The 26,304-nt window shown below is 67.0% G+C and carries 25 protein-coding genes; 13 read left to right on the top strand and 12 right to left on the bottom strand.

Annotation, left to right across the window (positions count from 1 at the left end; all coding sequences use genetic code 11):
- Positions 1-24 precede the first annotated feature (24 nt).
- The 4 genes from B3547_RS18625 (at position 25) to B3547_RS18610 (ending at position 4,862) form a co-directional block, all read left to right on the top strand.
- A complete protein-coding gene (locus B3547_RS18625) occupies positions 25-1,734 on the top strand; it encodes an amidohydrolase (protein ID WP_292965696.1) in 1,710 nt (569 codons plus the stop codon).
- 3 nt (positions 1,735-1,737) lie between these two features.
- The gene (locus tag B3547_RS18620; protein WP_292965693.1) at positions 1,738-3,714 is read left to right on the top strand and encodes a pyrroloquinoline quinone-dependent dehydrogenase; all 1,977 of its coding nucleotides are present in this window, start codon (positions 1,738-1,740) and stop codon (positions 3,712-3,714) included.
- A 4-nt stretch (positions 3,715-3,718) separates the two neighbouring features.
- Positions 3,719-4,384, top strand: a complete 666-nt coding sequence (locus B3547_RS18615) for an HD domain-containing protein (RefSeq protein WP_292965690.1) — start codon at positions 3,719-3,721, stop codon at positions 4,382-4,384.
- Between the two features lie 94 nt (positions 4,385-4,478).
- Positions 4,479-4,862, top strand: a complete 384-nt coding sequence (locus B3547_RS18610) for a hypothetical protein (RefSeq protein WP_292965687.1) — start codon at positions 4,479-4,481, stop codon at positions 4,860-4,862.
- Positions 4,863-5,018: 156 nt separating this feature from the next.
- Here B3547_RS18610 and B3547_RS18605 read toward each other — a convergent pair whose 3' ends face one another.
- Entirely contained in the window at positions 5,019-6,029 is a 1,011-nt protein-coding gene (locus tag B3547_RS18605) for an AraC family transcriptional regulator (protein ID WP_292965684.1), read from the bottom strand.
- A 168-nt stretch (positions 6,030-6,197) separates the two neighbouring features.
- Between B3547_RS18605 and B3547_RS18600 the strand changes: the two genes are divergently transcribed.
- Both B3547_RS18600 and B3547_RS18595 read left to right on the top strand, forming a co-directional pair.
- Positions 6,198-7,940: an amidohydrolase gene (locus tag B3547_RS18600; RefSeq protein WP_292965682.1), complete on the top strand. Its 1,743-nt coding sequence runs from the start codon at positions 6,198-6,200 to the stop codon at positions 7,938-7,940.
- Positions 7,937-9,049 carry a class II histone deacetylase gene (locus tag B3547_RS18595; RefSeq protein WP_292965680.1) on the top strand — a complete coding sequence of 371 codons (1,113 nt, stop codon included), beginning with the start codon at positions 7,937-7,939 and terminating at the stop codon, positions 9,047-9,049. Before B3547_RS18600 ends, B3547_RS18595 begins: the two co-directional genes overlap by 4 nt.
- Positions 9,050-9,189: 140 nt before the next feature.
- Here B3547_RS18595 and B3547_RS18590 read toward each other — a convergent pair whose 3' ends face one another.
- Entirely contained in the window at positions 9,190-9,348 is a 159-nt protein-coding gene (locus B3547_RS18590) for an aldo/keto reductase (RefSeq protein WP_292965678.1), read from the bottom strand.
- Positions 9,349-9,503: 155 nt separating this feature from the next.
- Positions 9,504-10,415: a LysR family transcriptional regulator gene (locus B3547_RS18585; protein WP_292965675.1), complete on the bottom strand. Its 912-nt coding sequence runs from the start codon at positions 10,413-10,415 to the stop codon at positions 9,504-9,506.
- Between the two features lie 96 nt (positions 10,416-10,511).
- On the opposite strand from B3547_RS18585, the gene B3547_RS18580 reads away from it, so the two are divergent.
- Both B3547_RS18580 and B3547_RS18575 read left to right on the top strand, forming a co-directional pair.
- A complete protein-coding gene (locus tag B3547_RS18580) occupies positions 10,512-10,841 on the top strand; it encodes a nuclear transport factor 2 family protein (RefSeq protein ID WP_292965925.1) in 330 nt (109 codons plus the stop codon).
- Positions 10,838-11,626 (top strand): SDR family oxidoreductase, encoded by a 789-nt coding sequence (locus B3547_RS18575; RefSeq protein ID WP_292965672.1) that lies wholly within the window; start codon positions 10,838-10,840, stop codon positions 11,624-11,626. Before B3547_RS18580 ends, B3547_RS18575 begins: the two co-directional genes overlap by 4 nt.
- A gap of 82 nt (positions 11,627-11,708) precedes the next feature.
- Here B3547_RS18575 and B3547_RS18570 read toward each other — a convergent pair whose 3' ends face one another.
- Positions 11,709-12,026 (bottom strand): hypothetical protein, encoded by a 318-nt coding sequence (locus tag B3547_RS18570; RefSeq protein WP_292965669.1) that lies wholly within the window; start codon positions 12,024-12,026, stop codon positions 11,709-11,711.
- Between the two features lie 274 nt (positions 12,027-12,300).
- Here B3547_RS18570 and B3547_RS18565 point away from each other — a divergent pair, with 274 nt between their 5' ends.
- The 3 genes from B3547_RS18565 to B3547_RS18555 all read left to right on the top strand — a co-directional run bounded on the left by B3547_RS18565 (position 12,301) and on the right by B3547_RS18555 (position 15,399).
- A complete protein-coding gene (locus B3547_RS18565; protein WP_292965666.1) occupies positions 12,301-12,927 on the top strand; it encodes a hypothetical protein in 627 nt (208 codons plus the stop codon).
- Positions 12,928-13,061: 134 nt separating this feature from the next.
- Positions 13,062-14,069, top strand: coding sequence for a LacI family DNA-binding transcriptional regulator (locus B3547_RS18560; RefSeq protein ID WP_125953351.1), 1,008 nt, complete (start codon positions 13,062-13,064; stop codon positions 14,067-14,069).
- A gap of 88 nt (positions 14,070-14,157) precedes the next feature.
- Positions 14,158-15,399: an MFS transporter gene (locus B3547_RS18555; RefSeq protein ID WP_292965663.1), complete on the top strand. Its 1,242-nt coding sequence runs from the start codon at positions 14,158-14,160 to the stop codon at positions 15,397-15,399.
- Between the two features lie 30 nt (positions 15,400-15,429).
- On the opposite strand, the gene B3547_RS18550 is transcribed toward B3547_RS18555, so the two are convergent.
- Positions 15,430-16,755, bottom strand: a complete 1,326-nt coding sequence (locus B3547_RS18550; protein WP_292965660.1) for a spinster family MFS transporter — start codon at positions 16,753-16,755, stop codon at positions 15,430-15,432.
- Positions 16,756-16,828: 73 nt separating this feature from the next.
- Between B3547_RS18550 and B3547_RS18545 the strand changes: the two genes are divergently transcribed.
- Positions 16,829-17,668 carry a sugar phosphate isomerase/epimerase family protein gene (locus B3547_RS18545; RefSeq protein WP_292965657.1) on the top strand — a complete coding sequence of 280 codons (840 nt, stop codon included), beginning with the start codon at positions 16,829-16,831 and terminating at the stop codon, positions 17,666-17,668.
- 21 nt (positions 17,669-17,689) lie between these two features.
- Here B3547_RS18545 and B3547_RS18540 read toward each other — a convergent pair whose 3' ends face one another.
- The 3 genes from B3547_RS18540 to B3547_RS18530 are packed head-to-tail and all read right to left on the bottom strand — an operon-like array spanning position 17,690 to position 22,136.
- Positions 17,690-19,120, bottom strand: a complete 1,431-nt coding sequence (locus B3547_RS18540; protein ID WP_292965654.1) for an FGGY-family carbohydrate kinase — start codon at positions 19,118-19,120, stop codon at positions 17,690-17,692.
- The gene (locus B3547_RS18535; RefSeq protein ID WP_292965651.1) at positions 19,113-20,516 is read right to left on the bottom strand and encodes an FAD-binding oxidoreductase; all 1,404 of its coding nucleotides are present in this window, start codon (positions 20,514-20,516) and stop codon (positions 19,113-19,115) included. Before B3547_RS18535 ends, B3547_RS18540 begins: the two co-directional genes overlap by 8 nt.
- A 39-nt stretch (positions 20,517-20,555) precedes the next feature.
- Positions 20,556-22,136: a glycerol-3-phosphate dehydrogenase/oxidase gene (locus B3547_RS18530; protein WP_292965648.1), complete on the bottom strand. Its 1,581-nt coding sequence runs from the start codon at positions 22,134-22,136 to the stop codon at positions 20,556-20,558.
- A 67-nt stretch (positions 22,137-22,203) separates the two neighbouring features.
- Here B3547_RS18530 and B3547_RS18525 point away from each other — a divergent pair, with 67 nt between their 5' ends.
- Positions 22,204-23,088 carry a LysR family transcriptional regulator gene (locus tag B3547_RS18525; protein ID WP_147457722.1) on the top strand — a complete coding sequence of 295 codons (885 nt, stop codon included), beginning with the start codon at positions 22,204-22,206 and terminating at the stop codon, positions 23,086-23,088.
- Here the strand turns inward: B3547_RS18525 and B3547_RS18520 are convergent.
- The 4 genes from B3547_RS18520 to B3547_RS18505 form a co-directional block, all read right to left on the bottom strand.
- A complete protein-coding gene (locus B3547_RS18520; RefSeq protein ID WP_292965642.1) occupies positions 23,085-24,695 on the bottom strand; it encodes an NAD(P)-binding protein in 1,611 nt (536 codons plus the stop codon). The genes B3547_RS18525 and B3547_RS18520 overlap by 4 nt on opposite strands.
- 9 nt (positions 24,696-24,704) lie before the next feature.
- The gene (locus B3547_RS18515) at positions 24,705-24,986 is read right to left on the bottom strand and encodes a twin-arginine translocation signal domain-containing protein (protein ID WP_292965639.1); all 282 of its coding nucleotides are present in this window, start codon (positions 24,984-24,986) and stop codon (positions 24,705-24,707) included.
- A gap of 80 nt (positions 24,987-25,066) precedes the next feature.
- Positions 25,067-25,519 (bottom strand): MarR family winged helix-turn-helix transcriptional regulator, encoded by a 453-nt coding sequence (locus B3547_RS18510; RefSeq protein ID WP_125953343.1) that lies wholly within the window; start codon positions 25,517-25,519, stop codon positions 25,067-25,069.
- 44 nt (positions 25,520-25,563) lie between these two features.
- A complete protein-coding gene (locus B3547_RS18505) occupies positions 25,564-26,253 on the bottom strand; it encodes a L,D-transpeptidase family protein (RefSeq protein ID WP_292965636.1) in 690 nt (229 codons plus the stop codon).
- Between the last annotated feature and the right edge of the window lie 51 nt (positions 26,254-26,304).

Here is a 26,304-nt window from a genome sequence, read left to right as displayed (position 1 = left end):
GACGACAAGGGGGAAATACCGACGATGGCTGCTCACTGGAAACACCTGCTTGCGGCGACCGGCCTCGTCGGCCTCCTTGCAACGGGCGGCGCGGCTGCCGCCCGGCCGGCCGCGAAAGCCGCCGCAGCGCGAACCGCGGACGTTCGTTTCGTCAACGGCCATATCTACACGCCCACCGGCTGGAAGACTGCCATGGCCGTGCGCGACGGCAGGATCGTCTCGCTCGATACGCGCACGCCCGCGCGGCAGGTGATCGATCTCAAGGGCCAGACCGTCCTGCCCGGCCTGTACGACATGCACGTCCACCCGATCCTGCAGGCCAAGGGCGGCGAAGGTCGCTGCCGGGTACCGCAGGACGCCAACGCGGCCAAACTGCTCGAACTCGTCGCCGCCTGCGTCAAGCAGGCGAAGCCCGGCGAATGGGTGACCGGCGGCCAGTGGCAGGCCTCGCTGCTGGAAGGCACGCCGATCACCGCCGCGACGCTCGACGCTATTTCTCCCGACAACCCGCTGATGCTGTTCGATGTCAGCGGCCACAGCGTGTGGGCCAATTCCAAAGCGCTCGCCGCCGCCGGGATCAGCGACACAACGCCCAACCCCGAAGGCGGGATCATCGAGCGCGATGCGGCGGGCAAGCCGACCGGCGTGCTGCGCGAGACGGCGGGGCGGCTGGTTACCGGCAAGGTGCCGCCGCAATCGCGCGAGGAAACCGGGAAAGTGCTGCGCGAACACCTCCAGATGCTCGCGTCCTACGGGGTCGTCGGCTACGTCGAGGCAATGGCCTTCCGCGACGATCTGGAAGTCTATGCGGACCTGGCCGACAAGGGACTGCTGAAGCAGCGCGTGCAGGCCTGCATCGCCTATTCCGAAGCCGGGCAGGCCAATCCCGATTTCGACCGGACCGTGGCCGACCGCGCCAAATACGTCCGGCCGCTGTTCAACGCCAATTGCATCAAGGTCTTCGCCGACGGCGTGCCGACCGAGAGCCACACCGGCGCCATGCTGGGCGACTATCAGGCCGGCCAGCCCAACGCCCCGGCGCGCGGACTGCTGCTGTTCGATCCGGCGCAGATGGCGGAAAATCTCGTCAAGTGGGACAAGCTGGGCGTGACCGTGCTGTTCCACGCCGCCGGCGACCGCGCGGTGCGATCCGCGCTCGATGCCATCGCCGCCGCGCGCAAGGCCAATGGCATGAACGGGCCGATCCACCAGGTCGGCCATTCCACTTTCGTCGACCCGGCCGACCTGCCCCGCTTCAAGGCGCTCAAGGCGGCGGTCGAATATTCGCCGTACCTGTGGGACCCGCAGCCGATCAACGACGACATCACCAGCGCCGTGGGCGAACCGCGCATCGATCGCGTCTGGCCGATCCGCGAAGGGTTCGAGGCGGGCGCACTGGTCATCGCCGGGTCCGATTGGGCGGTCGTGCCCAAGCCCGATCCCTGGATCGGCATCGAAACCGCCGTCACGCGCCGCAATCCCGGCGGCGGCACGCGCAGCTTCGGCCTGAAGGAAGCGATCACCCTGCCGCAGGCTATCACGATGTTCTCGATCGATGCTGCCAAGCGGCTCGGCACCGCCGCCACCGCCGGCTCGCTGGAAACGGGCAAGGTCGCGGATTTCATCGTGCTGGACCGCGATCCCTTCGCCGGTCCGCCCACCGCGATCCATGATACCCGCGTGCTCGAAACCTGGGTCGGTGGCACGCGCATCTACCAACGCACGAAACCCTGACCGATGCGCCGGCTGGCGATCACCCTCACCCTTTGCGTGCTGGCGATCGCCGGTTGCGGGCGCGCGCCCGACAAGCCGCCAGCACAATCCGGTGCGGCCATCGCGGCGGTGGAGCACGACGCGACCGGCTGGCCGAGCTATGGCGGACAACCCTCGGGCACCAAGTATTCCGCGCTCGACCAGATCAACCGCGCCAATGTCGGCTCGCTGCAAGTCGCCTGGACCTATCACACCGGCGAAATCTCGTCCGGAACCGACGATACCGACGCCACCGTCAGCGAACTGACGCCTGTCTATGCCAACGGGCATCTCTACATCTGCACGCCGTTCGGGCGCGTCGCCTCGCTCGATCCCGCCAGCGGGCGGCAGGTGTGGTCGTTCGATCCGAAGAAGCCACGCAGCGGCAACATGTATGCCGAGAACTATTGCCGGGGCGTCGCCTACTGGGAAGCGCCGGACCCGCAGGCGCGCGCCGCCGAATGCGGCAAGCGCGTGCTACTGGCCGGGCAGACCGGCATGCTCATGGCGATCGACGCCGACCGGGGCCGCCTGTGCCCCGGCTTCGGCCAAGGCGGGCGCGTCAACCTCGCCGCGCTCGACTACAAGGGCGAAGGTCCGCTCGCCAACACCTCGCCGCCGGCGATCTACCGCAACGTGGTGATCGTCGGCGCCTCGGTCACCGACAACAAGTTCCGCAACTCGCTCGACGGAATCGTGCGCGGGTTCGACGTGGTCACGGGCCGCGAGCTGTGGAGCTGGAACCCGATCCCGCCCGAACTTTCGGACCGGACCGGCGCCGCCAACACCTGGGCGCCGATCTCGATCGACGCGCAACGCGGCTGGGTGTTCCTGCCCACCGGTAGCGCCAGCTGGGATACGCTGGGCGTCAACCGCATCGACGCGATCCCGGACGCCAACGCCGTGGTCGTGCTGGACGCGCAGACCGGCCGGCGGGTGTGGTCCTACCAGACAATCCATCACGACCTGTGGGACTACGATCTGCCCGCCATGCCCACGCTGGCCACGATCGAACACCAGGGCCGCCCGGTCGATGCCGTGATCCAGGGCACCAAGACGGGCAATATCTTCGTGCTCGACCGCCAGACGGGCAAGCCACTGTTTCCGGTACGCGAAATGCCGGTGCCCCGAAGCGACGTACCCGGCGAACGGGCGTCACCAACCCAGCCGATGCCGGTGCTGCCCCACCCCGTCACCTCGCAGGCGCTCACCGCCGATCAGGCCTGGGGCGCGATCGGGTTCGACAGGTGGCGCTGCAAGGCGAAGCTGGCGGCGTTCCGCAACGAAGGCATGTTCACCCCGCCAAGCATCAAGGGCTCGCTGCTGCACCCGAGCTTCCTGGGCGGCACCAACTGGGGTGGCATTGCCTACGATCCCAACACCGGGCTGGCCGTGGTCAATTCCTCCAACCTCGTGTCCTCGGTGATCCTCAAGCCGCGCGCCGAATACGATGAAAAGCGTGACAAGCGGCCGGGCGTCTCGGTCTATGAGATGCGCGGTTCGCCTTACGTGATGCTGCGCGAAGTGCTGCTCTCCCCGCTGGGCGCGCCGTGCAATCCGCCGCCGTGGGGCCAGCTGACCGCGATCGACATGAAGACCGGGCAGACGCGCTGGCAGATCCCGTTCGGCCGCATCCGCTTCTCGTCCGGCTTGTCCTCGCCCGCATCGTGGGGCGCCCCCAACCAGGGCGGGCCGATCGTGACGCGCGGCGGCCTGATCTTCATCGGCGCCAGCCTCGACAGCCGCTTCCGCGCCTATGACATCCAGACCGGGCGGGAAGTGTGGAGCGCGCGCGTTCCCGCACCCGCCACGGCCACGCCGATGACATTCCGCCATACCGACGGGCGGCAGTACGTGGTCGTCGCCGCCGGCGGCCATGGCGGATTTGGCACTCCGCTCGGCGATGCGCTAATAGCCTATGCCCTGCCTCGAAAGGCCTACGCCCCGCCCCGAAAGGATTGACGTGATGCCTCGTCTCGTCCCTGCCCTGATCGCACTTGTGCTGGCATCGACGCCCATGGCGGCGCATGCCAGCCCGCCCGCGTGGCGCGCGAACGTCGAAACCTTCGCGGCCACTCATTTCAAGCACACCGCATGGGGCTTCGCCCATTCGCGGCGCGACTATGCGCTGGCATCCGCGCTGGCGGCGGAAGACCACGCCACGGTCGATGACGATGTGCTTTATGCTGCAGCCATGCTGCACGATATTGCAGCCTTTCCGCCGTGGGAGGACGCCAAGAAGGACCATGCCGATCGCGCGCTCGAGCTGCTGCCAGCCGTGCTGCGCGACGCCGGCTTTCCGGCGGCCAAGATCCCCGCGGTGCTGGAAGCGACCCGCACGCACATGTTCGATCGCAAGCCGGTCGCCCCCGAAGCCATCTATCTGCACGATGCCGATGCGCTCGACTGGCTGGGCGCGATCGGCGTCTATCGCCTTGTCTCGCTGATCGACACCACCGGCGGACAGCCCGATGGTGCGGCCACCGTTACGCAGCTGCGCACCTTTCTCGCGGCGGTTCCGGCCGGGGTCGTCAGCCCTGCCGGCAAGCGGGCGCTGCCGGGGCGCGAAGCCTGGCTCAAATCGTTTCTGGATACGCTCGGCGCGGAAAGTGACGGGATGAAGCTGCTTTAGGCGGCAAGCGCCCAAAAGTAGACGTTGCAGACACGACGGCATTGTGGACGTTCGATTATTGCGATACCTTTGGTCGATGAAGCTATTCAGGGCCGTGTTCATCAGCTTTCTGGCGGCAAGTTGCTCGGCCGAATCTGCCCCAGAAAAGTCTCTTCCCTCGTGCTGGAATATAAACGACTTGGACTTAGGCAGGTTTGTTGGCCAAGGGATTTTTATCACCTCAATGGAGGGGATTTCCCTTCAGGCTCCTGGTTGTGACGACAGCAATGGATATAACAGTTTTAAGCTATCACCGCCGGTCGACCAAGCGATTCGCGACTACATGTTGCGCGGTGCGGGGGAACGATTCATCGGGTTCACCTTTCACGGTCGAGTTGCCAACATTGGGAACCGCAAGCAACTCGTCATTGACAGCGTGGATCAAATTCAGGGCGCGGAAGAGCCGCGATGGCTGGCTGATCTTGAGCGTAGCCATTGAAGAAAATGATCTCCCGGCGAAGTCAGCTTCCCACCAATCTCGGCCGCTGAGCGCAATTTCGCGACGTCCGCTCCCCCTAACCCCCTTCCCGTTCCGTCCCTTGTCGGCGATTTCCGGTAGCCGTCGTCCCTCCAGAGCAGGATGTGTCCAGGTGCCCTAAGCAATGTCGCTTTCGCGATAGCGCTTGGGCGTGGTGCCGAAATAGCGGTTGAAACTGCGCACGAAGCTGGCGCTTTCGGAATAGCCGACGGCGAGCGCGATCTCGGCCACGCCGCGCTGGCTCTGGCGCAGCAGGCGCGCGGCGGCGTTCATGCGCCGGTCCTGCACGATTTGCCGCCAGCTGACCCCTTCCGAGCGTAGCCGGCGGTTCAGCGTGGCGACCGAAATGCCCAGCGTGTCGGCCGCCTCCTCCAGCGTGGGCGTCGTATCCAGCGGGCTGGTCTCCAGCAGGCGCATCAGATAGCCCGAAGGGCACAGCGCGTTCTCGGTATCGGCGGCGCGGCGGCGCAGATGTTCCTCGATGATCGGGAACAGCGCCGCATCCAGCACCCCGCCCCGCTTGTCGAGAAAGCGGTCCTCGAACGAGAACGAATTGGTGTCCTGATCGAAATAGACGTCACACCGGAAGAAATCGCGATAGGCGCGATAATCGCCGTCGCGCGCGTGTTCGAAGCGCACCTCCACCAGCTCGAAATCGGAACCGGCGTAATTGCGCGCGAACGTGTGCATCGCGGCAACGGAAAATTCGGCATCCTGACGCCGCTTCTGCAAGGTCTGGTCGGTGATGACGTATTCGAACGTGGCGATGCCGTCTTCCTCGACAAAGCCGTTGCGCGCGGCCTGCTGCATCGTTTCCAGCAGCGAGGTGAACCCCCGGAATGCCGCGCGCAATGTCGGCGCGCTGAGGAACAGGAAGCCCAGCGGGCCAAGGCTGTCCGATCCCGCCAGCCGCCCGGCATAAAGCCCGAAATGCGGGTTGTTGGCCCGGATCGCCGCGATCTCGAAGAAGGAGAGGAAGTCCTCCAGCGCGATGACGCCCTTGGGATCGTCAAGGTCATCGCGGCGCAGGTTGTACATGGCCAGCAGCGGTTCCGGGCTGCATCCGGTGAGGACTAGGCAATTGGCGACGTGGCGCAGCACCTGAATCGAAATCGTCGGCTTGCTCATGCCACGGTTGCCTCCCTTCGGCGGGATCATTCCATAGCATGGGCGCGGAGGACAGGGGCATGCGCTGTTTGGCCGATATTGCCAAATCGGCGAGCCTGCAAACTTGGCCGATGATGCAAAGACAGCGACGGTGCCACGCAGTCTCCTGCGGTCCGAAAGGAATCCCGGATGACACGCCGATCCCGCTCTCTCCCCTCGGGGGCCACCGCGTTGGCCGTCACGCTGGCCAGCATAGCCCCCATGACCGCCCAGGCGGCGGAACCCCTAGCCGACGCCAGCCTTCTGTTCGTGAACGGCACTGTCCTGACGCCGCGAGGCAGCGCCGAGGCGATTGCCGTGCGCGATGGCGCGATCATCGCGGTCGGGCGCAGCGAGGAAATTCTCAAGCTGCCCCATGCCGGTGCCACCACCGTCGACTTGCAGGGCCGCACGCTGATGCCCGGTCTCTACGACATGCACGTCCACGTCTATCCGGCGGGGCAGGCCAAGCTCGCGTGCAAGATTCCGCAAGGCGCGGGTGCGCCGGTCATCTTCGCCACGGTCAAGGCCTGCGCCGCCAAGGCAAAGCCGGGCGCATGGATCACGGGCGGAAGCTGGGTCGCGGCGGCGCTGAAACCCGGCGAACAGACGCGGCAACTGCTGGACAGAGCCGCGCCCGATAATCCGGTCATGCTTGACGACGAAAGCCTGCACAGCGTCTGGGCCAATTCCCGCGCGTTGCAACTGGGCGGCATCACGCGCGCCACGGCCAATCCCGCCGGCGGCGTGATCGATCGCGACGCGAAGGGCGAACCGACCGGCGTCCTGCGCGAAGCGGCCGCGCGCAACCTTCTGGCCGTGCTGCCGCCGGTTCCGATCGACCAGCAGGTCGCGGCGATCAAGGCCGCCACCGATGAGATGCTGTCCTATGGCATCATCGGCTTCACCGATGCCGCGATCCGGCGCGACGGAGCAGAGGCCTATGCCCGCTTCGCCGCCACCGGCGGCCTGCGGCAATATGCGCGCGGGTGTGCGGTATGGGGTCCGAATTCGGGCGGCAGCGAAGGCCTTGTCGCCGCGCGGCAGGACTATTCGAAAGGCCGCTTCCAGCTCGATTGCGTGAAGATGTTCCTCGATGGCGTGCCGCTGGAAGGCCGCACGGCAGTGATGCTGCAACCCTATGAACCCCGCTACGGGGAACATGGTTCGGACGGTACGGGTGGCGAAAAGGGCCTGATGATGGTGCCGCCCGACAAGCTTAATGCCGCCGTCACCGACTTCGATCGGCAGGGCCTGCTCGTGAAGTTCCATGCTGCCGGCGATGGTGCGGTGCGCGAAGCCGCCGATGCCATCGCCGCCGCGCGCAAGGCCAACGGCTGGGGCGGACAACACCACGAGGTCGGGCACAACACCTTCATCGACCCCGCCGACGTGCCGCGCGGGCGCGAGTTGCACTTCACCTGGGAACTTTCGCCCTACATCTGGTGGCCCACACCGATCACCTCGGTCGATATCGCCGCCGCGGTCGGGCCTGAACGGATGAAGCGGTTGTGGCCGGCGCGCGATGTCATCGAAAGCGGCGCCAACGTCGTGACCGGGTCGGACTGGCCGGTGGTGCCCTCGGTCAATCCGTGGCTGGCGCTGGAAACGCTGGTCACGCGGCAAGTGCCGGGCGCCACCGGCGCACCGATCAACGAAGGGCAGCGCATCACGCGCGAACAGGCGCTGGCGCTGATGACGCGCAACGCCGCCGCCGAAATGGGCCGGCTCGATCGTGGCGGTACGATCGAGGTCGGCAAACTGGCCGACGTGATCATCGTCGACCGTAATCCGCTGACCGCGCCGGTCGGCACGATCCACCAGACCCGGGTGATCCGCACCTACATCGCGGGCGAACTCGTCTGGTCCAGCGAAGGGAATGCCAAGCCGTGACCACTCAACCCCTGTTCCTGACAGACGAACGCACGTTCTGGCACAGCACCGGCGTGCAAGCGCTGTTCCTGCCGATCGGCGACTGGGTGGAGCCGCCCTCGGGCAGCTATGGCGCTGACACGCCGGGATCGAAGCGGCGGCTGGTCAACCTTGTCCGCGCCGCCGGGTTCGATACGAAGCTGACCGTGTCGAGCGCACCGTCCGCCACGCGCGACGACCTGCTGCGCGTTCATCCCGCCAGCTATGTCGATGCCTTCAAGCAGCTGAGCGACGCGGGCGGCGGGGAACTGGGCCTGTTCGCGCCTTTCTCGAAGGGCGGCTATGAAATCGCCACGCTGTCGGCGGGCCTGGCCATCGATGCGCTCGACGCGGTGCTGACGGGCCGCGCCCGCAACGCCTATGCGCTGTGCCGGCCCGCCGGGCATCACTGCCTGGCCGATCAGTCCATGGGCTTCTGCCTGCTCGCCAACATCCCGATCGCCATCGAAACGGCGAAGGCGCGGCATGGCCTTGGCAAGGTCGCGGTGCTCGACTGGGACGTCCATCACGGCAACGGCACGCAATCGATCTTCTACGATCGCGACGACGTGCTGACGATCTCGATCCACCAGGATCGCTGCTTCCCGCCGGGGTACTCGGGTTTCGAAGAGCGTGGCGAAGGCAAGGGCGCGGGCTTCAACCTCAACGTTCCACTGCCGGCAGGCAGCGGGCACGAGACCTATCTCTACGCGCTGGAGCAGGTGGTGATCCCGGCGCTGCGCGATTACGCGCCCGATATGATCGTCGTCGCCAGCGGGCTGGACGCCAACGCGGTCGATCCGCTGGCGCGCCAGCTGCTGCACAGCGACAGCTTCCGTGACATGACGGCGCGTATCGTCACGCTGGCCGACGAACTGTGCGGCGGGCGCCTCGCGGTCATTCATGAAGGTGGCTATGCCGAAGCCTACGTGCCGTTCTGCGGCCTCGCCATTCTGGAGGCCCTGGCCGGCGAACGCAGCGCTGTGATCGATCCGGAACTGGATTTCTTCCAGGCCCAGCAGCCCGACGAACGCATGATCGCGTTCCACAAGGTGCTGATCGACGAAATGCGCGGGCAACTGGGTTTCTGACCTTTCCCGCCGCCGCTCCCCCCGTAGCGGAGCGGAAGGACGCCCGCCCTCGCCCGCCCGAGGGCGCACTGTGCAAGGACGGTTGCGGCATGGATCGTTCCCCGATCCTTGCACGCTTCCGTCCGCGCACGCGGTTCGGATCAACCGGCCAAAGCGTCCAGCGCAGCTTTAGCCTCCTCGGTCAGGGTGAGTTCCGCCGCCCCGCAGTTCTCCGCCAAATGCGCGGTGCTGGACGTCCCTGGGATCAGCAGCAGGTTCGGTGATCCCGCCAGCAGCCACGTCAGGGCCACCTGCAGCATCGCACTGACCGAAGCTGGCACGCGTCTTTCGCAAGGCTCTCTCCGGCGATTGTGCCGCCTTTCCTGAAGACGCATCCCCGGGTCCGTATCGAGGTGACGGTGGAAGACGGCTTCGTCGACATTCTCGCTGCCGGCGCGGCCGCTTGTCCGCAGGCTCAAGATTGTTCGAGCCTTCCCGCCGCGAAGTCGCGCGCGAGCGCGATAAAGGCCTGGAAGGCCGCAGAGGAATTGCGCCGATTGGAATAATAGAGACACAGCGGCACAAGCGGCGGTGTCCAGTCTTCGAGAATGCGCACGAGCCGTCCCGCTACAATGTCGTCGCGTATATCGGCTTCCATGAAATAGCCGATCCCGGTGCCGTTGGTTGCCGCGATCCGGGCCAGGGAGGCCTCGTCGAGGGTGATCGGGCCCTCGACATCGAGCTGCAATTCTTCTCCGTCCTTTTCAAACCGCCATCGGAACAAGGCGCCATTGGGAAGCCTCACGCGAAGACAGGGATAAGCGAGCAACTCCTGCGGCGCCCGGGGAATAACCCTGCTTTCGAAAAAGGCAGGAGATGCGACCACCGCCATGCGTCGCATTTGACCCAGCGGTATCGCGATCGCGTCGCTGGGCACCAGATCCGCGCTGCGCACGCCCAGATCGAAGCCTGCCGCAACGACATCGACAAGCCGACCCTCGGTGACAAGGTCGATATGGACCTGCGGATAGCGCTGCAGATAGCTGAGGACCAGTGGCGCCATGATTTCACGCGCGGCCGTCGCGAAGGCATTGATGCGCAAGGTGCCGGACGGCGTCTCCTGCTGGGCGCGCACCATATTCATCGCTTTCTGGATCTCCTCCAGCGCAGGCTTGATCTGAGCGACGAATATCCGGCCCGCATAGGTGAGCGAGACGCTGCGCGTGGTGCGATTGAACAATCGCACGGCAAGCTCCCGCTCGAGCTTGCCCACCGCGTTGCTGATGGCCGTGGTCGACATGCCAAGATCGAGCGCTGCCGCTCGAAACGAGCCGCACCGAACGATGGCCAGGACAGCCTCGAGCTCAATCAGCGAATGGCGAGTCATTGATCCGATTTTCGTGATACTTCATGTCAATTTGTCTCGATTATCAGGCGAAAAGTCCATCGCTAAATGGGCCTCGTCACTATCGAGGAGATCAACATGTCAATGGACCTACCCAAGCCGATCGCCGACTATGTCGAGGCAAACGCCCGTCTCGACATCGATGGCATGTTGAAGCCCTTCCTCAGCGACGCCGTGTTTATCGATAACGGTAAGCACTTCGAGGGCGAGGCCGCGATCCGCCAGCTGTTCGAGGAAGAGGTGATGCCGGTGAAGGCGATCTTCACGCCCGATACCGTTCGGGAAGACGGCGGCGACGTGGTCGTCGAAGGCCCCGCCCATGGTGACTTCCCGGGCAGCCCGCTCCGCTTCACCTACCGCTTCACGCTGGAGCGCGGCGCCATCAGGACGCTGGAGACCACGGTATGAACATCAAGACCGATCCCACCGAGTTCGCCGGCAAGCGCGTTCTCGTCAGCGGTGGCACCAAAGGCTTGGGCCGCGCCACCGTCGAACGCTTCCTGGCCGGCGGAGCCCGTGTGGTCACCGCCGCCCGCTCGATCAAGGATTCCATAGAAGGCGTCGAATATGTGCAGGCCGACCTGACGACCGCGGAGGGCGGCGAAGCCTTCGCCAAGGCGGCACTCGAGCGGCTGGGCGGCATCGACATTCTCGCCCATGTCATCGGTGGCTCGGCTTCGCCGGCGGGTGGCTTCGCCGCGTTGACCGACGACCACTGGCTCGCCGAGCTGAATCTCAACCTGCTGGCGACGGTCCGGCTCGATCGCCTGCTGATCCCGCAGATGCTGGAGCGGCACGGCGGCGTTGTGGTGCACGTCACCTCGATCCAGTCCGTCCTGCCGCTGCCCGAGTCCACGACAGGCTATGCTGCCGCCAAAGCTGCGTTGAGAACTTACAGCAAGTCGATCTCGAAGGAGCTCGGCCCCAAGGGCGTGAGGGTCAACTCCGTCTCGCCCGGCTGGATCATGACGGAGGGCGCTGACGACTTTCTCGAAACACTGCGGGCCACCAGTGGCGGCACGATCGAGGATGCGCGTCAGTCCGTGCTCGATGCCCTGGGTGGCATCTCGATCGGGCGGGGAGCCGCGCCCGAAGAGGTGGCCGACCTCATCGCCTATCTCGCTTCAGACCGTGCCGCCGCAATCCATGGCGCCGAGTTCGTCATAGACGGCGGGACGATCCGCACCGTTTAAGGGCCGGCTGGCACTCGTCTCGCTCGGGGACGTTCGCCGCCTTCAATACGGCTGATGTCCGACCCTGGCCTCCTGGCTGCAGTCAACGCTCGGTCACATCGCGTTCCATCGGCGCCAGCTTGGCCAGCACCCGGTTCTGCGCGGCGAAGGAAACATGCGCTTCGCGCATTGCGCGTTGCAGGTTTTCGACCAGCGTGCGCTGTAGCCGCACGAGGTCGTGCTCGGCGAAGATCGCCTTGATCCGGGGATCGGCCACGTTGAGTTCGACGAAACGTGCGGTAATGCGGCGGATACCCGCCTGCCCGCCAAAGGCCCGCGCCATGCCTTCGCCGGCAAATGGCTTCGCCCCGGCGTTGGCATCGCTCTGCAGGTAGGGATCGACCGGAAGCTCCTCCGCCACGCTGGCCGCCCCTTGTCGCCACCGAACCCACGTCGACGTAGGCTGCGGTCAGCGTTACATGGCGGGTCACCGCCCAGCCCGTCCTCGCGCAGACGATCGTGCAGGCCCTCGCCGCCGCGGGGCTTCCGGCCGCCCGGCTCGAATTACGCATTGCAGACTGTCCGGCCCCGCTCGGTTGCCGTCATGTGCGCTTACGTGTGGCGACTTGCCCCCGAAATCGAGCTTTTGCGTGCGACCGGCCGGCTACCGTCCGGTCTATGGCGCTCCTATGTAAGTGAAAGCTCCCCAGAAAGCGGGGTGCGACTGGCGCGCCCGTATCGCGATCCGCAAGCTCTCCCGAACGCGAGCGAGCACGCAAAGCCTCTTCGGTGGCGGCATCGTAAAGAAGCACATCACCCGGCCCGGCCGCGAAGGCCTGCTGCATCTCCGCAGCCTCGAGGCGCGTTCCGGGATGAATGCGACACGCACCTATGTGCACTACAGACCGTCGACGGCACTCGCCGGACAACTTGACCCGGCGCAGGCCATCGATACGCTCCTGGCTAAGGCAAGGTCCGCGCTGTTACCCGCGATGGTGGTGCTGATTGCCGTCTTCGCGCGGGAAGCGATCGTGTCAACCTTGCGCGTCAGCGGCATGATATTGCCGATCCTCGTTTCGTCTCTCTCGCTCGTGATCTTTTTCTCCGGCTTCGTGCTGGATATCATCGAGGGCGTAACGGGGATCGAGGAAGCCGCGCGCGCAGGCCGGCAGGTGGACCTTGTCACCCCCGCCATCCTGACAGGACTCGACCTTTACCGCGAACTTGCGAATTCGCTCATGAAGCTGTTCGAGTCTTGGATCGTGGCGCTCATAGCGGCGCCCGCCAGGGCGATCCGCTGGATCGGGGCACAACTTCTCTGACGAGAACCTGCGCAAGGCGTCGGCATTGCCAGCGGGCGCGCATCTGTGCCAGACGGAGCTTCCCGACAACAATCCGATCCGGTTGCGACGTTCGGGGCCGGGGGATGCAAGCACAAGAGAAGCGCCGCACACGCATGAGCCGCGTCACCATCAAGGATGTCTCAAAAGCCGCCCGTGTCTCGATCAAGACGGTTTCCCGCGTTCTCAACAAGGAACGCTACGTCAGCGAGGAAACGCGCATCCGCGTCGAGGAAGCCGTCGCGCAGCTCAACTATCATCCCAATCTGGCGGCGCGCACGCTGGCCGGGCACCGGTCGTTCCAGATCGGCCTGATCCACGACAATCCCAGTCCGTTCTACATCTACAACATGCAGGCAGGGGTCGGGCAGCGCTGCCGCGAATCCGGCTATCGCATGATCGTGCAGCCTTGCGACATCGCCGCGCCGGGCCTGCTGGGCGATATCGGAGCACTGGTCGATCAGGTGCAACTGGACGGCATCATCGTGACCCCGCCGGTAAGCGATTCCGTGGAGGTCCTCGCGGAACTCGAAAGGCGGCGCATTCCGATCGTGCGCGTCCAGCCCGGCACGGACCTGACCGCCACCTCCGCGGCCAGCATCGATAACGTGCAGGCCGCCGATGACATGACCTCGTACCTCATTTCGCTCGGCCATCGCCGCATCGGCTTCGTCAGCGGCCACGCGGGGTATGCCGCCAGCACCCAGCGCTTGACCGGTTACCGGCAGGCGCTGCTGCGCGCCGGCCTCGGCTATGACGCGGCGCTGGTTTCTCCTGGCCGGTTTGACTTCCAGTCGGGCGTGGAAGCGGCGGAAGCGCTGCTCGCAATGGACCATCCGCCCACCGCGATCTTCGCCAGCAGCGACGAGATCGCGGCCGGCGTGCTTGCCGCCGCGCACCGCAAGGGCATCGCCGTGCCGCGCGATCTTTCCGTGGCGGGCTTCGACGACAACGATCTGGCGCAAGTCGTCTGGCCGCCGCTCACCACCATCCGCCAGCCCGTCCACGCTCTCGGCTATGCGGCGGCGGACCTCCTGATCGGCGCCGCCGACCGGATCGAGCGCCGGCTCCTGGCGCACGAACTCATCGTGCGCGGATCGACCTCAGCGCCCGGCGAAGGGTAATTGCTTCCGGGGACGATTATCCTTGTCTTTCTGCGTATGACAACGTTATCCTATACGCGATAAAGAGTGACGTTGGGGAGAATGCAGGATGTCGCAGGTCAGCGATCGACGCCGATGGCTTGTCGTGGGACTCGTTTTTGTCGCCATCGTGCTCAATTACGTCGACCGCCAGATTCTCGCGCTCCTGAAGCCCACGCTCCAGGCGGAGTTCCACTGGTCGGACCGCGATTACAGCCACATGGCGTCGGCTTTCCAGTTCGCTGCGGCGATCGCCTTTCTCGGCACCGGCTGGTTCATCGACAAGGTCGGGCTGCGCCCCGGTTTCGCGCTGGGCGTCGGCGTGTGGAGCCTGGCCGGCATGGCCCATGCCTTTGTCTCCTCCGTCGGCGGGTTCGTGGGCGTCCGCGCCGTGCTGGGCGTGGCGGAATCGATCGGCACGCCGGCCGCGGTAAAGACGGCGGCCACGTATTTCGAGCCGCGCGAACGTTCGATCGCGCTGGGGCTTGGCGGGATCGCGCCCAACGTCGGCGCGATCCTCACGCCGCTGCTCATCCCGCTGATGGCGCTGATGATGGGCTGGAAGGCGACCTTCCTGATCGCCGGCGGCCTGGGTCTGGTGTGGGTCGTGGTCTGGCTGGCGGTGCGCCTGCCCGAACAGCCTCAATCCGATGCCGAAGCGCCGACGATGGCGTGGAGCGCGCTGCTCACCGACCGGCGCCAGTGGGCCATCATCCTTGGCAAGGCGCTGACCGATCAGGTCTGGTGGTTCCTGCTGTTCTTCCTACCCGACCTGTTCCACCGCGTGTTCGGGCTGGACCAGAGCGCGCTGGGGCTGCCCGTGGCGCTGGTCTATGCCATGGCCGCTGTCGGCGGCATCACTGCCGGCTTCCTGCCCGCCGCACTGATGGGGCGCGGCTGGAGCGTCAACGCGGCGCGCAAGGTCACGATGCTCATCTACGCCGTGATGGTGCTGCCCGTACCGCTGCTTATCCATGCGCAGAGCCCGTGGCTTGCCGCATTCATCGTCGGCGTCGCGCTGTTCGCCCACCAGGGCTTTTCCACGAGCCTGTTCGGCCTCACGACCGACGTCTTTCCCGCCCGCGTGGTCGGCTCGGCGATCGGCATCGGCGCGTTTGCCGGAAACCTTTCGGGCATGGCGATGATCGAGTTCACCGGCTGGTCGCTCGATGCCGGGCATGGCTATTTGCCGATGCTGCTGATCTGCGCCGTCACCTATCTGGCGGCGCTGGGCGTCATCCACCTGCTGCTGCCGCGCTTCACCGCGATCGGCGGCGACAAGGATGGCGCATCCCCCGTCCTTGCCCACTGACGCCGCGCGCCCGGCAAGGCGGGGGTTGGCTCAGCTTACCATCTCTTCGCGGATCGAACCGCGCGCCATCCAGAACAGCGCCGACGCCACCGCGCCGAACAACACGAAGATGAGCAGCGACCAGCGCACGCCTTCCGCCGGCCCAAGCCCGAACGTATTGCCGATCAGATCGCTCACCGCGCCGACGCCCAGCGGCCCCAGGCCCAGCCCGATCAGGTTGACGAGGAACAGCAGCACCGCTGCGGCCGTCGCCCGTGTTTGCGGCTGGACCAGACCCTGCACGGCGGCATAGCTCGGGCCATACCACAGCGTGTTCAGCACGGGCGGGAACGCGAACATGAAGAGGGCGAACACCGCCGATTCCGTGAGCAGCCCGACGATATAGAAAGGAATGCCCAGCAGCGTGGACACTGCCGGAATCGCCACATAGGCGCGCAAGTCACGCGCGCCGTGGCGATCCGCCAGAAAGCCACCCAGCCAGGTGCCAGCTGCGCCGGTCAGGCCCAGCACGATCCCCAGCGTGACCCCGAGAAAGCCGGTCAGCCCCAGGCCGAAGCCATCGGCCAGCGGGATCAGCTCGGCGGCGTGGTTGCGGAAGAAGAACGGCGCCAGAAACGTCGCCGCGCCATAGCCGATGAAGGCCTTGATCGCCCCGGCGAAGGCGATCAGCCAGAACGTCCGCTTGCCCCTGATCTCGGCGATAGCGTCGCGAAAGGGAATGCGCGCCACGGCCGTTGCGATCATGTCGGCGCGCAACCGGCTACGCGGCTCGATCAGCGTAAAGCGCGCCACCAGCGCCATCAGCAGGCCGGGTACGCCCGCCAGCAGGAACGCCGCGCGCCAGCCGTGCGCATCCGCCACCATCCCGCCCAGCGCCATGCCGAACAGACCGCCCAGCGGCGTGCCCAGCGCATAGAAGGCCAGGGCGGACGCGCGCTTTTCGCGCGGGGTGTAATCGGTGATCAGCGAATGGGCCGGCGGGGTGCAGCCCGCCTCCCCCACGCCCACGCCAACCCGGCACAACACGAGCTGGGCGAAGTTCTGCGCAAAGCCGCAGGCCATGGTGAACAGGCTCCACACCCCGGCCGCCGCCGCGATGATCCGCGGGCGATTGCCGGTCTCCGCCAGCCGCGCGATCGGAATACCCAGAACGGTGTAGAACAGGGCGAAGGCCAGCCCGTTCATCACCCCCAGTTGCCAGTCGGCCAGATGGAGATCGTGCTTGATCGGCTCCGCCAGGATCGAAACGATCTGCCTATCAAGGAAGTTGAGGATGTAGATCACCAGCAGAACCCACAGGGCATAGCGCCGATAGCGCTCCGGGACAGGCGACGGGGCCGTGGGCTGTTCAGTCATGGGATCCTCTCGCAACGGGTTGACACGCCGCTCCCTGCCGTTCTTATGACAACGTTATCAGGGAGAGAGCACAATGGCGCGCCTGCTGGTCTTGCAGTCTGTCTGGGGTTTGGACAAATGCCCGGGCTTCGACATCGAGAACGACCTCGACACCGCGCTGGAACGGGTGATCGCCGCCGGGTTCGACGGCGTTGGCGTGAATATCGTGCGCGCGGCCCGGACCGCGGGCGTCGTCCGGGCGATGAACCCGCGCGGGCTGGCGTGGGAAGGGCAGGTCCTGGTCCATTCGGCGGATCAGCTCGCCGCCGCCATCGCCGAAGCGCACCGGCTGGGCGCACACCATCTCAACGTGCAGATCGCGGGGCCGGTGGCCCACCTGTCCGATGCGCTCGCGCTGGTCGACAGCCTCGTTCCGCTGGCCGAACACGCACCGCTGCCGGTATGGTTCGAAACCCACCGGGGCCGGCTGACCAACGACCTGCTGTTCACCCTGCGCCTGCTGGAAGCGCGGCCCGACCTGCCGCTGACGGGCGATCTTTCGCACTATCCCGTGGCGGGCGAAATGGAGCTGCCGCTGCGCGCGGACCAGCTGGCAGCGATCGAGCGCATCCTGCGCAATTGCCGCAACTTCCACGGCCGCATCTCCACAACGCATCAGGTGCAGGTCACCTTCGACGCGCCGCAGCACCATGCCTGGCGCGACCAGCATCGCGCATGGTGGCGCCGGGGCTTCGAGCTGTGGCTGGAACGGGCCGGATCGGATGAGGCGCTCCCTTTCATGTGCGAACTGGGGCCGCCGCCCTACGCGATCACCGCGCCCGACGGGTCGGAGCTTGGCAACCGCTGGGACGAAGCGCAACGGATGCAGGACATGGTGCGCACGCTCTGGCGCGAGGTCAACGGCGCACCCTGATCCGGCAGCGAAGGCCATCCGTCACGCGTCGACGTCGACCGCCGCCCGCCATGCGGCGTAAGCGGCGTCGGCCTGGTCGCGCGTAACCGCAGGGTGGAATTCACGGCCATACCGCACGACGGCCGACAGGTCGGCCGCGTCGAGCAGCCCCGCCCCCAGCCCGGCCGCCAGCGCTGCCCCATAGGCCGTGCCCTCCGGCACGGCATGGCGGCGCACCGGGCGCTGGAGCGTGTCCGCCTGCAACTGCAGCAAGGTATCGCTGGCGGAAAGCCCGCCATCGGCGGGCAGCGCTTCGGGCACCGGCAGCGCCTTTTCGATCACATCGACAATATCGCGAAAGCGATGCGCGATTCCGTGCAGCGCGGCGCGCGCGACTTGCGCCGGGCCGCTGCCAAGGTTCAACCCCGCGATCATCCCGCGCGCATCGAAGCGTCCGTGGGGTGCGCCCATGCCCGCCAGCGAAGGCCGCACGATCACGCCGCCGCTATCCGCGACCGAGGCCGCGGCAGCCGCCAGGACAGAGGGCGATGCGAACAGCCCCAGCGCACCGCACATCCATTCCACAAGCGATCCCGCCGTGATGACCATCCCCTCGATGCAGAACCGCCGCTCGCCTCCGGCAAAAGCCAGTGCTTCGGCCGGCATGCTGAAGTGGGGCGCCATCGGTTGATCGCCGGTGTTCGCCATCAGCACGCCGGAAGTGCCATAGGTTACCTTCCACGCGCCGCGTTCGAGCGCGCCATGCGCGACCATGCCTGCCTGCTGGTCGGCAATCAGCGCGGTGATCGGCACCACTGCGCCCAGCGCGGCGGGCGCGGTCCACGCGATCGGCCCCCAGCTTTCGACCAGCGCCGGAAACATGCTTTCGGGCAGCCGCTGATACTCCAGCAGGGCCGGGTTCCAGCCCCCGCCGCCGGCGTAGTCAAAATAGCCCGTCATCCAGCCGCAGGAAATGTCGGTCACATGCGCCGCGCCGCCGCTGAGGCAATAAACCAGCCAGCTATCGAGCGTTCCCCACTGGAGATCGGCCGCAGGCTTGCCGGAAAGCGCGATGGCGGCGGGAAGCTTGGCGGAGGGCACCTGCGGCCAGGCGGTGAAGCCGGCCGCGCGCAGATCGCGATAGGCGTCCATGCCGCGCAGGTCGCTCCACACCAGCATCGGCGCGGCCGGCTGGCCGGTGTGCCGGTCCCACACCACCACGCTGGCGCGCTGCGAGGTGACGCCGAGGACCGCGACATCCGCCATCGTGCGGCCCGCCGCCGCCAGCGCGCCCGCGATCACGGCGCGGCATATGTCCCACACGCCGGCTGGGTCCTGTTCGACCAGACCCGGGGCGGGATAGGTGCTGACGATCGACCGCTTGTCGATGCCCAGCACCACGCCGGCCGGATCGACCAGCATGGCGCGGGCGCCGGTGGTGCCCGCATCGAGCGCCAGCAGCAGTTCAGGCATCGGGGATCAGGTTGCCGGGATTCATGATGCCCTGCGGATCGAGCGCCGCCTTGATGCGCCGCAACAGCGCCACGCCTTCATCCCCCAGATCATGGTGCAGGTAGGGCTTGCGCAACCGCCCCGCACCATGATGGTGCGCCACGCCGCCGCCATGCCGTGCCGTCGCTTCCATGATCGCGCGCCAGCCAGCGAAATAGGCCGGCTCCATCTGCGCCGTATCGTCGAAGGTCGCGGCGAAGCTGAAATAGAGGTTGATGCCCGAACGATAGACATGGGAGCTGTGCGCCGACGCGTTCACGACCCCCGGAAGCGCGTTCAGCGCGGCGATCGCATCGTCATAGATCGCGCCGATTTCGCTCCAGCGACCGGAAATCTCGACCGTGTCGGCGATGTAGCCGCGCTCGAACATCTCGCGCCAGCTCGGCACATGGTTGCGCCGTTCGATCCATTGCCGCGCGGCGGCGGGATCGCCCGCCTCCAGCCCGGACGCGGCCGCGATCTCGTGCATCGCCGCCAGCTCGGCGTCGATCCGCGCCTGCGGGCCTTCGTGCACCATCAGCAACATGGCCTTGCCGCCGCGTTCGTAGTCGCGGAACAGGCGGCGGACTTCGCGGCCATCGTACTGGCGCATGACGGGCGGACGCCAGTCGGCGCGGATGATCCGGCGCTGCGCCTCGAAACCGGCCTGCATGTCATCGGCATAGAAGATACTGTAGCCGCGTTGTTCGGGCTTGGCACGCAGCGAAAGCGTGACCCCCGTAACCACGCCCATCGTGCCTTCCGCGCCCATCAGCAGGTGCCGGAGATCCGGCCCCGCAGCCGCGCGCACGGCCTTCCCAAGCGTGACCAGTTCGCCCGTGGGCAGCACCGCCTCGATCGAATGAATGATGTCCTCGATATTGCCATAGGCGGTCGAGAATTGGCCCGAAGCGCGCGTCGACACCCAGCCGCCCACGCTGCTGATCGCGATGGACTGCGGCCAATGGCCGATGGTGAGGCCCTGCGCAGCCACGGCTTCCTCGGCCTCCATCCCGTTCAGCCCGGCATCGAAGCTCGCCAGCAGATCGTCGCTGTCGATGAAGCGAACCTTGTTCATCGCGCCCATGTCGAGCAGGATCGCATCCGGCGTCGGCTCGATCCCGCCGCAGACGCCGCTGCCCAGGCCATAGGGGATCAGAGGCACGCGGTGTTCGTTCGCCAGGCGCACGACCGTCTGCACGTCTTCCACCGATCCGGCTCGCACGATCCAGCCCGGCGCGGCCACCGCTTCCCCGCGCCAGTCGCGCAGATGCTTGACCGCCCACTGATCGTACCGGCGCGCGTTCAGCGCCTCGCCATCGCTGGCCACCTTGTCGCCGCCCAGCGCGCTCACCAGCGCTTCTCCGATAGCCTTCATTGCCTGCATTCTCCCTGTACCTTGGCCACGCGATGCGTGTCAGGCTTGTATTTCCATCCCCGGCGTCGCTTCCAGCAGACGCCGGCTGTCCCGTTCGAGCGCGCGGCACCGGGCGACCTGATCCGCATGCTCCTGCGCACTCCACCCCAGCAGCGCGCCCATCGCCGCCGCCGCTGGCTCCAGCGCATCAAGCCCCGCGCCATGATCGAACCACGCGCGCGCGCTGCGGCGGACCCAGTAGTCCTCCAGCGTCGCCGCGCCTTCATGCGTGACCGCGCGGCGCGCCTCGGCCGCGACGTCGCCGCCATCGGCAACGATTTCCGGCGCCTCGCTGCCGTAAAGTCCCGTCAGCCGCTCGGCGGCGACCGGGGCGATGCCCGCCAGATCGGGAGCCGCCTCGCCACCGGGCAACGGCACATCCGCCGTCGCACAGGCGCGGGCAGCGGCGCCGGTACGTTCGACCACCAGATCGACCACCCGCTCGGCCATCGCGCGATAGGCGCTGAGCTTGCCGCCCGCGATCGAGACCAGCCCGCCGGGCGACGTCCAGATTTCGTCCTTGCGCGAAACCTCGTTGGCCTTCTTGCCGGGCTGCGCGATCAACGGCCGCACGCCGGACCACAGCGCCTCGATCTCGCCATCCGCGATCGGAGCAATGTCGAGCGCCTTCTCCGTCGCGCGCAGCAGATAGTCGATGTCGGACCGTTCGGGCGCGGGCCAGTAATCCGATCCCGCATGGAACACATCGGTCGTGCCAAGGTACGTGAACGCGCCGCGCGGCACGGCGAAGATGCTCCGCTTGTCCGGCGCGCGCAGGATCAGCGTGGCGTTGACCGGCACCCGCGCGCGGGGCAGCACCAGATGGATGCCGCGGCTGAGCGAAAGGCGCGTATCGCCCTGCCCCGCTTCCAGCGCCCGCACACGATCGACCCACGCCCCCGCCGCGTTCACGACCAGCTTTGCGCGGATTCGCGCCCCCAGCTCCTCACCCTCCAGCGTGGAGCGCGCCACGAGGCCGTCACCGGTCAGTTCCGCCGCCGCCGCATAGTTGACGACCACCGCGCCCGCCGCCTGCGCGGCGCGGATATTGGCCAGCACCAGCCGCGCGTCGTCGGTCAGGAATTCGGGATAGAGGATCGCGCCGTTGAGGCCATCGGTGCGCATCAGCGGTTCGCGCCGGCGCAATTCCGCGAGGCCGATCGCCTCGTGCCGTTCGGCTTCGGGTACGCCGCCCAGCTTTTCGAACGTCCACAGCCCGGCGCGCAGCTTGGCCGCCATCGCCATCGACACGGTGGGGATCAGGAACGGCGTCAATCGCGCGAGATGCGGCGCGATGCGGCGCAGGATCTGCCGCTCCGACGCCGCCTCCTTGACCAGCGCCACATCGCCCTGCGCCAGATAGCGCAGCCCGCCATGGATCATCTTGGAACTGCGGCTGCTGGTGCCGCTGGCGTAATCGCGCGCTTCCACCAGCGCCACCGAAAGGCCCCGCATCGCGGCATCGCGGGCAATGCCCGCGCCGGTGATCCCGCCACCGATCACCGCAAGATCGAACACGCCGGCTTCCAGCCGCGCGAAAGTGGCGCGCCGGGTCCGCGAGTCAAGGAAAGTGCCGTTCATGCGCTGTACGCTATGCGAATGTCCGATGGCTTGGTAATGCAAAACAGGAATGATATGGTGACTGTTGATGAACCTGCGCCGGCTCCGCCATTTCGAAACGCTCTACCGCATCGGCAATTTCGCGCGGGCGGCGGACGAGCTTGGCCTCACCCAGTCCGCCCTGACGCGGTCGATCCAGAAGCTGGAAGGCGAACTGGATGCCCCGTTGTTCGACCGCTCGACGCACTATGTCCGGCCGACCGGCGCCGCCGAACGCCTGATCCGTTCCGCGCGCGACGTGATCGCCGCCGCCGCCAATCTCGAACAGGAAGCGCGCGGCCTGAAGCAACCGACCACCGGCACCGTCCGCATCGGCGCCGGCCCCTATCCCCTGCAACCCCTGCTGACTGACGCCATCATCCGTTTCGCGCGCGATCACCCGGCGGTGCGCGTGACCGTGACCGGCGGGCCGTCGGAGCAACTGCTGGAAACGCTGGTGGACCGGCGCCTCGATCTGGTGGTGTGCGATCGCGCCAAGTTCGCGACATCAGGCCATGCCGACGAGGTGCTATGCATTCCCCTGCCGTCCGAGCCGCTGGTGGTGGTCTGCCGCGCGGATCATCCCCTGCTGGCCGCCGAAGGACGCCCCGACACGGCGGCCTGGCGCTGGGCCTTGCCCCGCCCGGCACCGGGCAGCAACTTTCCGCGTGCCCTGCGCGCGCGCTTCGCCGCCGGCCTGTTCCCCGATTACGAGCTGGATTCCACCGCCGCCTGCCTCGACATGGCGCGCAGCGGCCTGGCCATCACCGTCGTGCCGCGATCGCTGGCGGCGCGCGCCTGCGCCGACGGCACGCTCGCCACGCTACCGCTGCCGGAGGGCGAACAGACGCGCGACGCCATCCACCTGTTGCGTAACCGCAGCCGCAGCGCGCTGGTATCGGCCTTCGTGACCATCCTGCGGGGTACGGCCTAGGTCAGCCCCCGGCTGACGAGGCATTCCTGCACCGCGCGCTCCGCCTCGTCGATCGCGACATTGGTGAACGCCGCCGCGCCCGCATCGGCGTTGGCGATGGCGATGCGCCCAAGCGGGCGGCGACCGATCACATGCGGGCGCTGCGCATCGGGCATGTCCGGATCGCCCAGCGTGTCGTAAGTGTAGGCATAGCCATGCGGCCAGCGGTTGACCGTGATCGCCAGGATATCGCGCCGCGCGTCGAACCCGCCCGCGCCCAGCATCCGCTGGAGTTGCGCGCGGATTTCGCGCTCGATCGTTTCGAACGGCGTCGCCAGCATGTCGGCGCGACCGGCGCGATTCTGGTCCTTGCGCGAGAGGCCCGGCTGGTTGGGATTGCGCACCATGTGCACCACCACCGGTTCGGCCGGGTCCATCGCGCTGGCATAGCCGCCGATCGCCATCGCCGTGTCGAGCGAGGCCGAGGTGTGATAGCCATTGGGCGCGCTGATCGAGCGCACGCCCAGCGCCTTCCATGCCTTCCAGTCGCGCAGCAGGACGTTGGTGTACTGCATCGGCACTTTGGACGGATAGCGCAGCGCCGCTTTCTGCCCCTCCGGCAGTTCGGGCACGATATGCGGGATGATGTTGTTGAAGCAGGCCAGGATCACGTTCGCTCCGGTGACCGACCGGGGCTTGCCGTCCTGCATGTAGACCACGCGCGCCGCCTTCTCGGTCAGCACGGTGGGCGTGCCGAGATGTTCGACGCGGATCGCCGTGCTGCCCAGCCGCACACGCGTCTTATTGTCAGGCCGGTCGAGCGCGGCATAGTCGGCCGGCGCGCGCACGATCGTCTCCTGATCGAGCGCGGCGGCGCCGAACACGCCGGGCACCAGACGGTTGACCAGCAGGCGCGCGATCGAGGCGTTGCCATCGGGAAAGTGGAAATGCTCCGCCTCCGCCTCGATCGGATGCGGTAGCGCCATCCCCGCGAAGCCAGGCGACCGGCCGCCGCGCGCGGCGGTATAGGCGGGGCAGGTATCGACGCGCATGTTGTTGCGGAAAGCCATCCCCGCGAACCAGGGCAGGCTTTCGGGCCGCAGCCGCGCGTGCTTCAGCAGGAAATCCGCATAGCTCATGCGCTGGAGCGCGGCGACTTTCGCCTCGGGCGCGAGGGCGGGCATATAATCGACCTTCTCGGTATAGAGCCGCGTCAGGTCCGCGCGCACCGCCGGGGTCAGCGGCGCGGCGGCGAAGAACTCAGCCCACGGCCGCCGGTTCATGCCCGCAACGGTGCGATCCGCGCCGAAGTGCTCCTTGTCGAAGAACGCACCCTGCCCCAGCCCGGCATAGACCTGCGCCGAGCGGTCGTAGCGCGCATACGTCGACGGCACGATGCCAAGGTCCGCCAGCAACGCCTTGGACGAATGGCTGTAGGGAAACGGCGTCTCGATGCTCATCGTGCCGCCGTAAGCCAGGATCGTGCGCCCTTCGTGCCGGAACTCGTTGCGCTTGGCATGGCCGCCGAAGTCGTCGTGGTTGTCCAGCACCAGCACGCGCACGTCCGGCCCCAGCGCCTTGCGATAGAACCACGCGGCGGAAAGGCCCGAGATGCCCCCGCCGACCACCACCAGATCTTAATGCTCGCCCGTATCGTCCGCCACGACGGGGCCGGTGAAACCGCCGTCGCGCGCCAGGTGTGCCGCCTCGAACGAGCCCGGATACTGTCCGCGCAGGCCGGTGCGCAACGGCGGATAGGATGTGGGGTCGGGCGCGAGGCCAACCGCAGGCGTCTGCTCGGAAGCGGCGGGCGGCATCGCGCCCACCGCCGTCGCCACGGCCATTCCCTGCATGAAATCCCGGCGCGCGATGGGCATATCCATCCCCAGCCGCCGCGCTTCGCCGTCGCCCATCGCCATACCCCCGCAAGCTTTGCGGTGATCAAGCCTGCTTAATCCGCTTCGGGCAAGTTCTTATCGGGCGATCGGGTTTGGCCCGGCTATCCCAGCCGCTCGAACACCCGCTTCAGCACATCGTTGAGATGGGCTTCGTCTTCGGAGGGGATGTCGTGAAACACCGTCTGGTAGATCGCGTTGGCCACCGTCCAGGCCCGATCGCACGCTTCCTGCCCCGCCGGCGTCAGCGACACGTCGGTATAGCGCGCGTCCGACGCGCGCGGGGCGCATTGCACCAAGCCATCCGCTTCCATGCGCTGGATCAGCTTGAGCATCGTCGGCAGCTTGACGATGGCGAGGTCGGCGATCTCGCTTACGCCAAGCTGGCGGTTGCCGACCGACATCAGCACGCGCCAGCGCGCGACATCCAGCCCCTCACGCTTCAGGTGCTGTTCCAGCTTGCGCAGGTAGCGGCCCACCGCCTGCGTCATCCAGAAAAACGGCCAGCCGCGCGGGTCGAAATGCGCGGGGCGCGAAGCAGGCGAACTCTCTGTCATGCTCGCGCGTTTGCCGCCGGGCGCGCCGGATTGCAACGACCGCCTCAATAGAGGTCGTAGATGCCCGGATCGACGGCAAGGACCGGGACCATCCGTTCCATCGGAACACGCGGGGCATAGGCGTTCGAGGCGAAGCGGAACGTAACCTCGCCATCGGCGCTGAAATCAAACGCGGCCGGATCGACCGCCAGCGCCGGCGCCAGATCGTCCATCGTCACGCGCACCTGCGAACCGATCTGCGTCAGATCGTAAAGTTCGCGGGCAAAGGCATAGGGCATGCGGATGCATCCGTGGCTGGCGGGCCGGCCGGGATTGTGGCCGGCATGCAGGGCGATGCCGGTCCAGGTCAGCCGCTGCATGAACGGCATGGGCGCGTTGCTGTAGAGGTTGGAGCGGTGCCACTTCTGCTTCTGCAGAATCGCGTACACGCCTTCGGGCGTGCTGTGTCCCTTCCTGCCCGTGGACACGGACGCCTCGCCGATTACCCGGTCACCGGCATAGACCGTCAGCGTCTGCCGCCGCAGGCCGACGACGATGTGAACCGGATCGCTCCACGGCCCTTCGTCCAGCCAATAAGTACCGGGCGCGGGCGGCGGTGCGGTAACCACAATGTCGCTGGCATGGGGGGCAGACGGCTGTGCGGACGGGGGTGCCGTCTGGGCCATACCGGGCCGCGCGGAGACCAGCGCAAGCAACGCCAACGCCGCCGCAGATCGGAACCCCTTTGTGACCATGGAATTCTGTTAACCATGCCGGTGACCGGAGTCACCAGCAGGTTGGCATTT

This window comes from Novosphingobium sp. UBA1939 (assembly GCF_002336885.1).
Lineage (GTDB): Bacteria > Pseudomonadota > Alphaproteobacteria > Sphingomonadales > Sphingomonadaceae > Novosphingobium.
Note: the sequence above shows the minus strand (reverse complement) of the source record. Positions and strands in the feature narration are given on the sequence as shown.

Coding starts and splice junctions, on each gene's coding strand:
- B3547_RS18525 (WP_147457722.1), top strand. CDS start 22,204: ATGAACCTGCGCCGGCTCCGCCATTTCGAAACGCTCTACCGCATCGGC.
- B3547_RS18625 (WP_292965696.1), top strand. CDS start 25: ATGGCTGCTCACTGGAAACACCTGCTTGCGGCGACCGGCCTCGTCGGC.
- B3547_RS18605 (WP_292965684.1), bottom strand. CDS start 6,029: ATGAGCAAGCCGACGATTTCGATTCAGGTGCTGCGCCACGTCGCCAAT.
- B3547_RS18580 (WP_292965925.1), top strand. CDS start 10,512: ATGTCAATGGACCTACCCAAGCCGATCGCCGACTATGTCGAGGCAAAC.
- B3547_RS18590 (WP_292965678.1), bottom strand. CDS start 9,348: ATGCTGCAGGTGGCCCTGACGTGGCTGCTGGCGGGATCACCGAACCTG.
- B3547_RS18540 (WP_292965654.1), bottom strand. CDS start 19,120: ATGCCTGAACTGCTGCTGGCGCTCGATGCGGGCACCACCGGCGCCCGC.
- B3547_RS18575 (WP_292965672.1), top strand. CDS start 10,838: ATGAACATCAAGACCGATCCCACCGAGTTCGCCGGCAAGCGCGTTCTC.
- B3547_RS18560 (WP_125953351.1), top strand. CDS start 13,062: ATGAGCCGCGTCACCATCAAGGATGTCTCAAAAGCCGCCCGTGTCTCG.
- B3547_RS18615 (WP_292965690.1), top strand. CDS start 3,719: ATGCCTCGTCTCGTCCCTGCCCTGATCGCACTTGTGCTGGCATCGACG.
- B3547_RS18545 (WP_292965657.1), top strand. CDS start 16,829: ATGGCGCGCCTGCTGGTCTTGCAGTCTGTCTGGGGTTTGGACAAATGC.
- B3547_RS18600 (WP_292965682.1), top strand. CDS start 6,198: ATGACACGCCGATCCCGCTCTCTCCCCTCGGGGGCCACCGCGTTGGCC.
- B3547_RS18620 (WP_292965693.1), top strand. CDS start 1,738: ATGCGCCGGCTGGCGATCACCCTCACCCTTTGCGTGCTGGCGATCGCC.
- B3547_RS18530 (WP_292965648.1), bottom strand. CDS start 22,136: ATGAACGGCACTTTCCTTGACTCGCGGACCCGGCGCGCCACTTTCGCG.
- B3547_RS18585 (WP_292965675.1), bottom strand. CDS start 10,415: ATGACTCGCCATTCGCTGATTGAGCTCGAGGCTGTCCTGGCCATCGTT.
- B3547_RS18510 (WP_125953343.1), bottom strand. CDS start 25,519: ATGACAGAGAGTTCGCCTGCTTCGCGCCCCGCGCATTTCGACCCGCGC.
- B3547_RS18550 (WP_292965660.1), bottom strand. CDS start 16,755: ATGACTGAACAGCCCACGGCCCCGTCGCCTGTCCCGGAGCGCTATCGG.
- B3547_RS18515 (WP_292965639.1), bottom strand. CDS start 24,986: ATGGCGATGGGCGACGGCGAAGCGCGGCGGCTGGGGATGGATATGCCC.
- B3547_RS18555 (WP_292965663.1), top strand. CDS start 14,158: ATGTCGCAGGTCAGCGATCGACGCCGATGGCTTGTCGTGGGACTCGTT.
- B3547_RS18535 (WP_292965651.1), bottom strand. CDS start 20,516: ATGAAGGCTATCGGAGAAGCGCTGGTGAGCGCGCTGGGCGGCGACAAG.
- B3547_RS18505 (WP_292965636.1), bottom strand. CDS start 26,253: ATGGTCACAAAGGGGTTCCGATCTGCGGCGGCGTTGGCGTTGCTTGCG.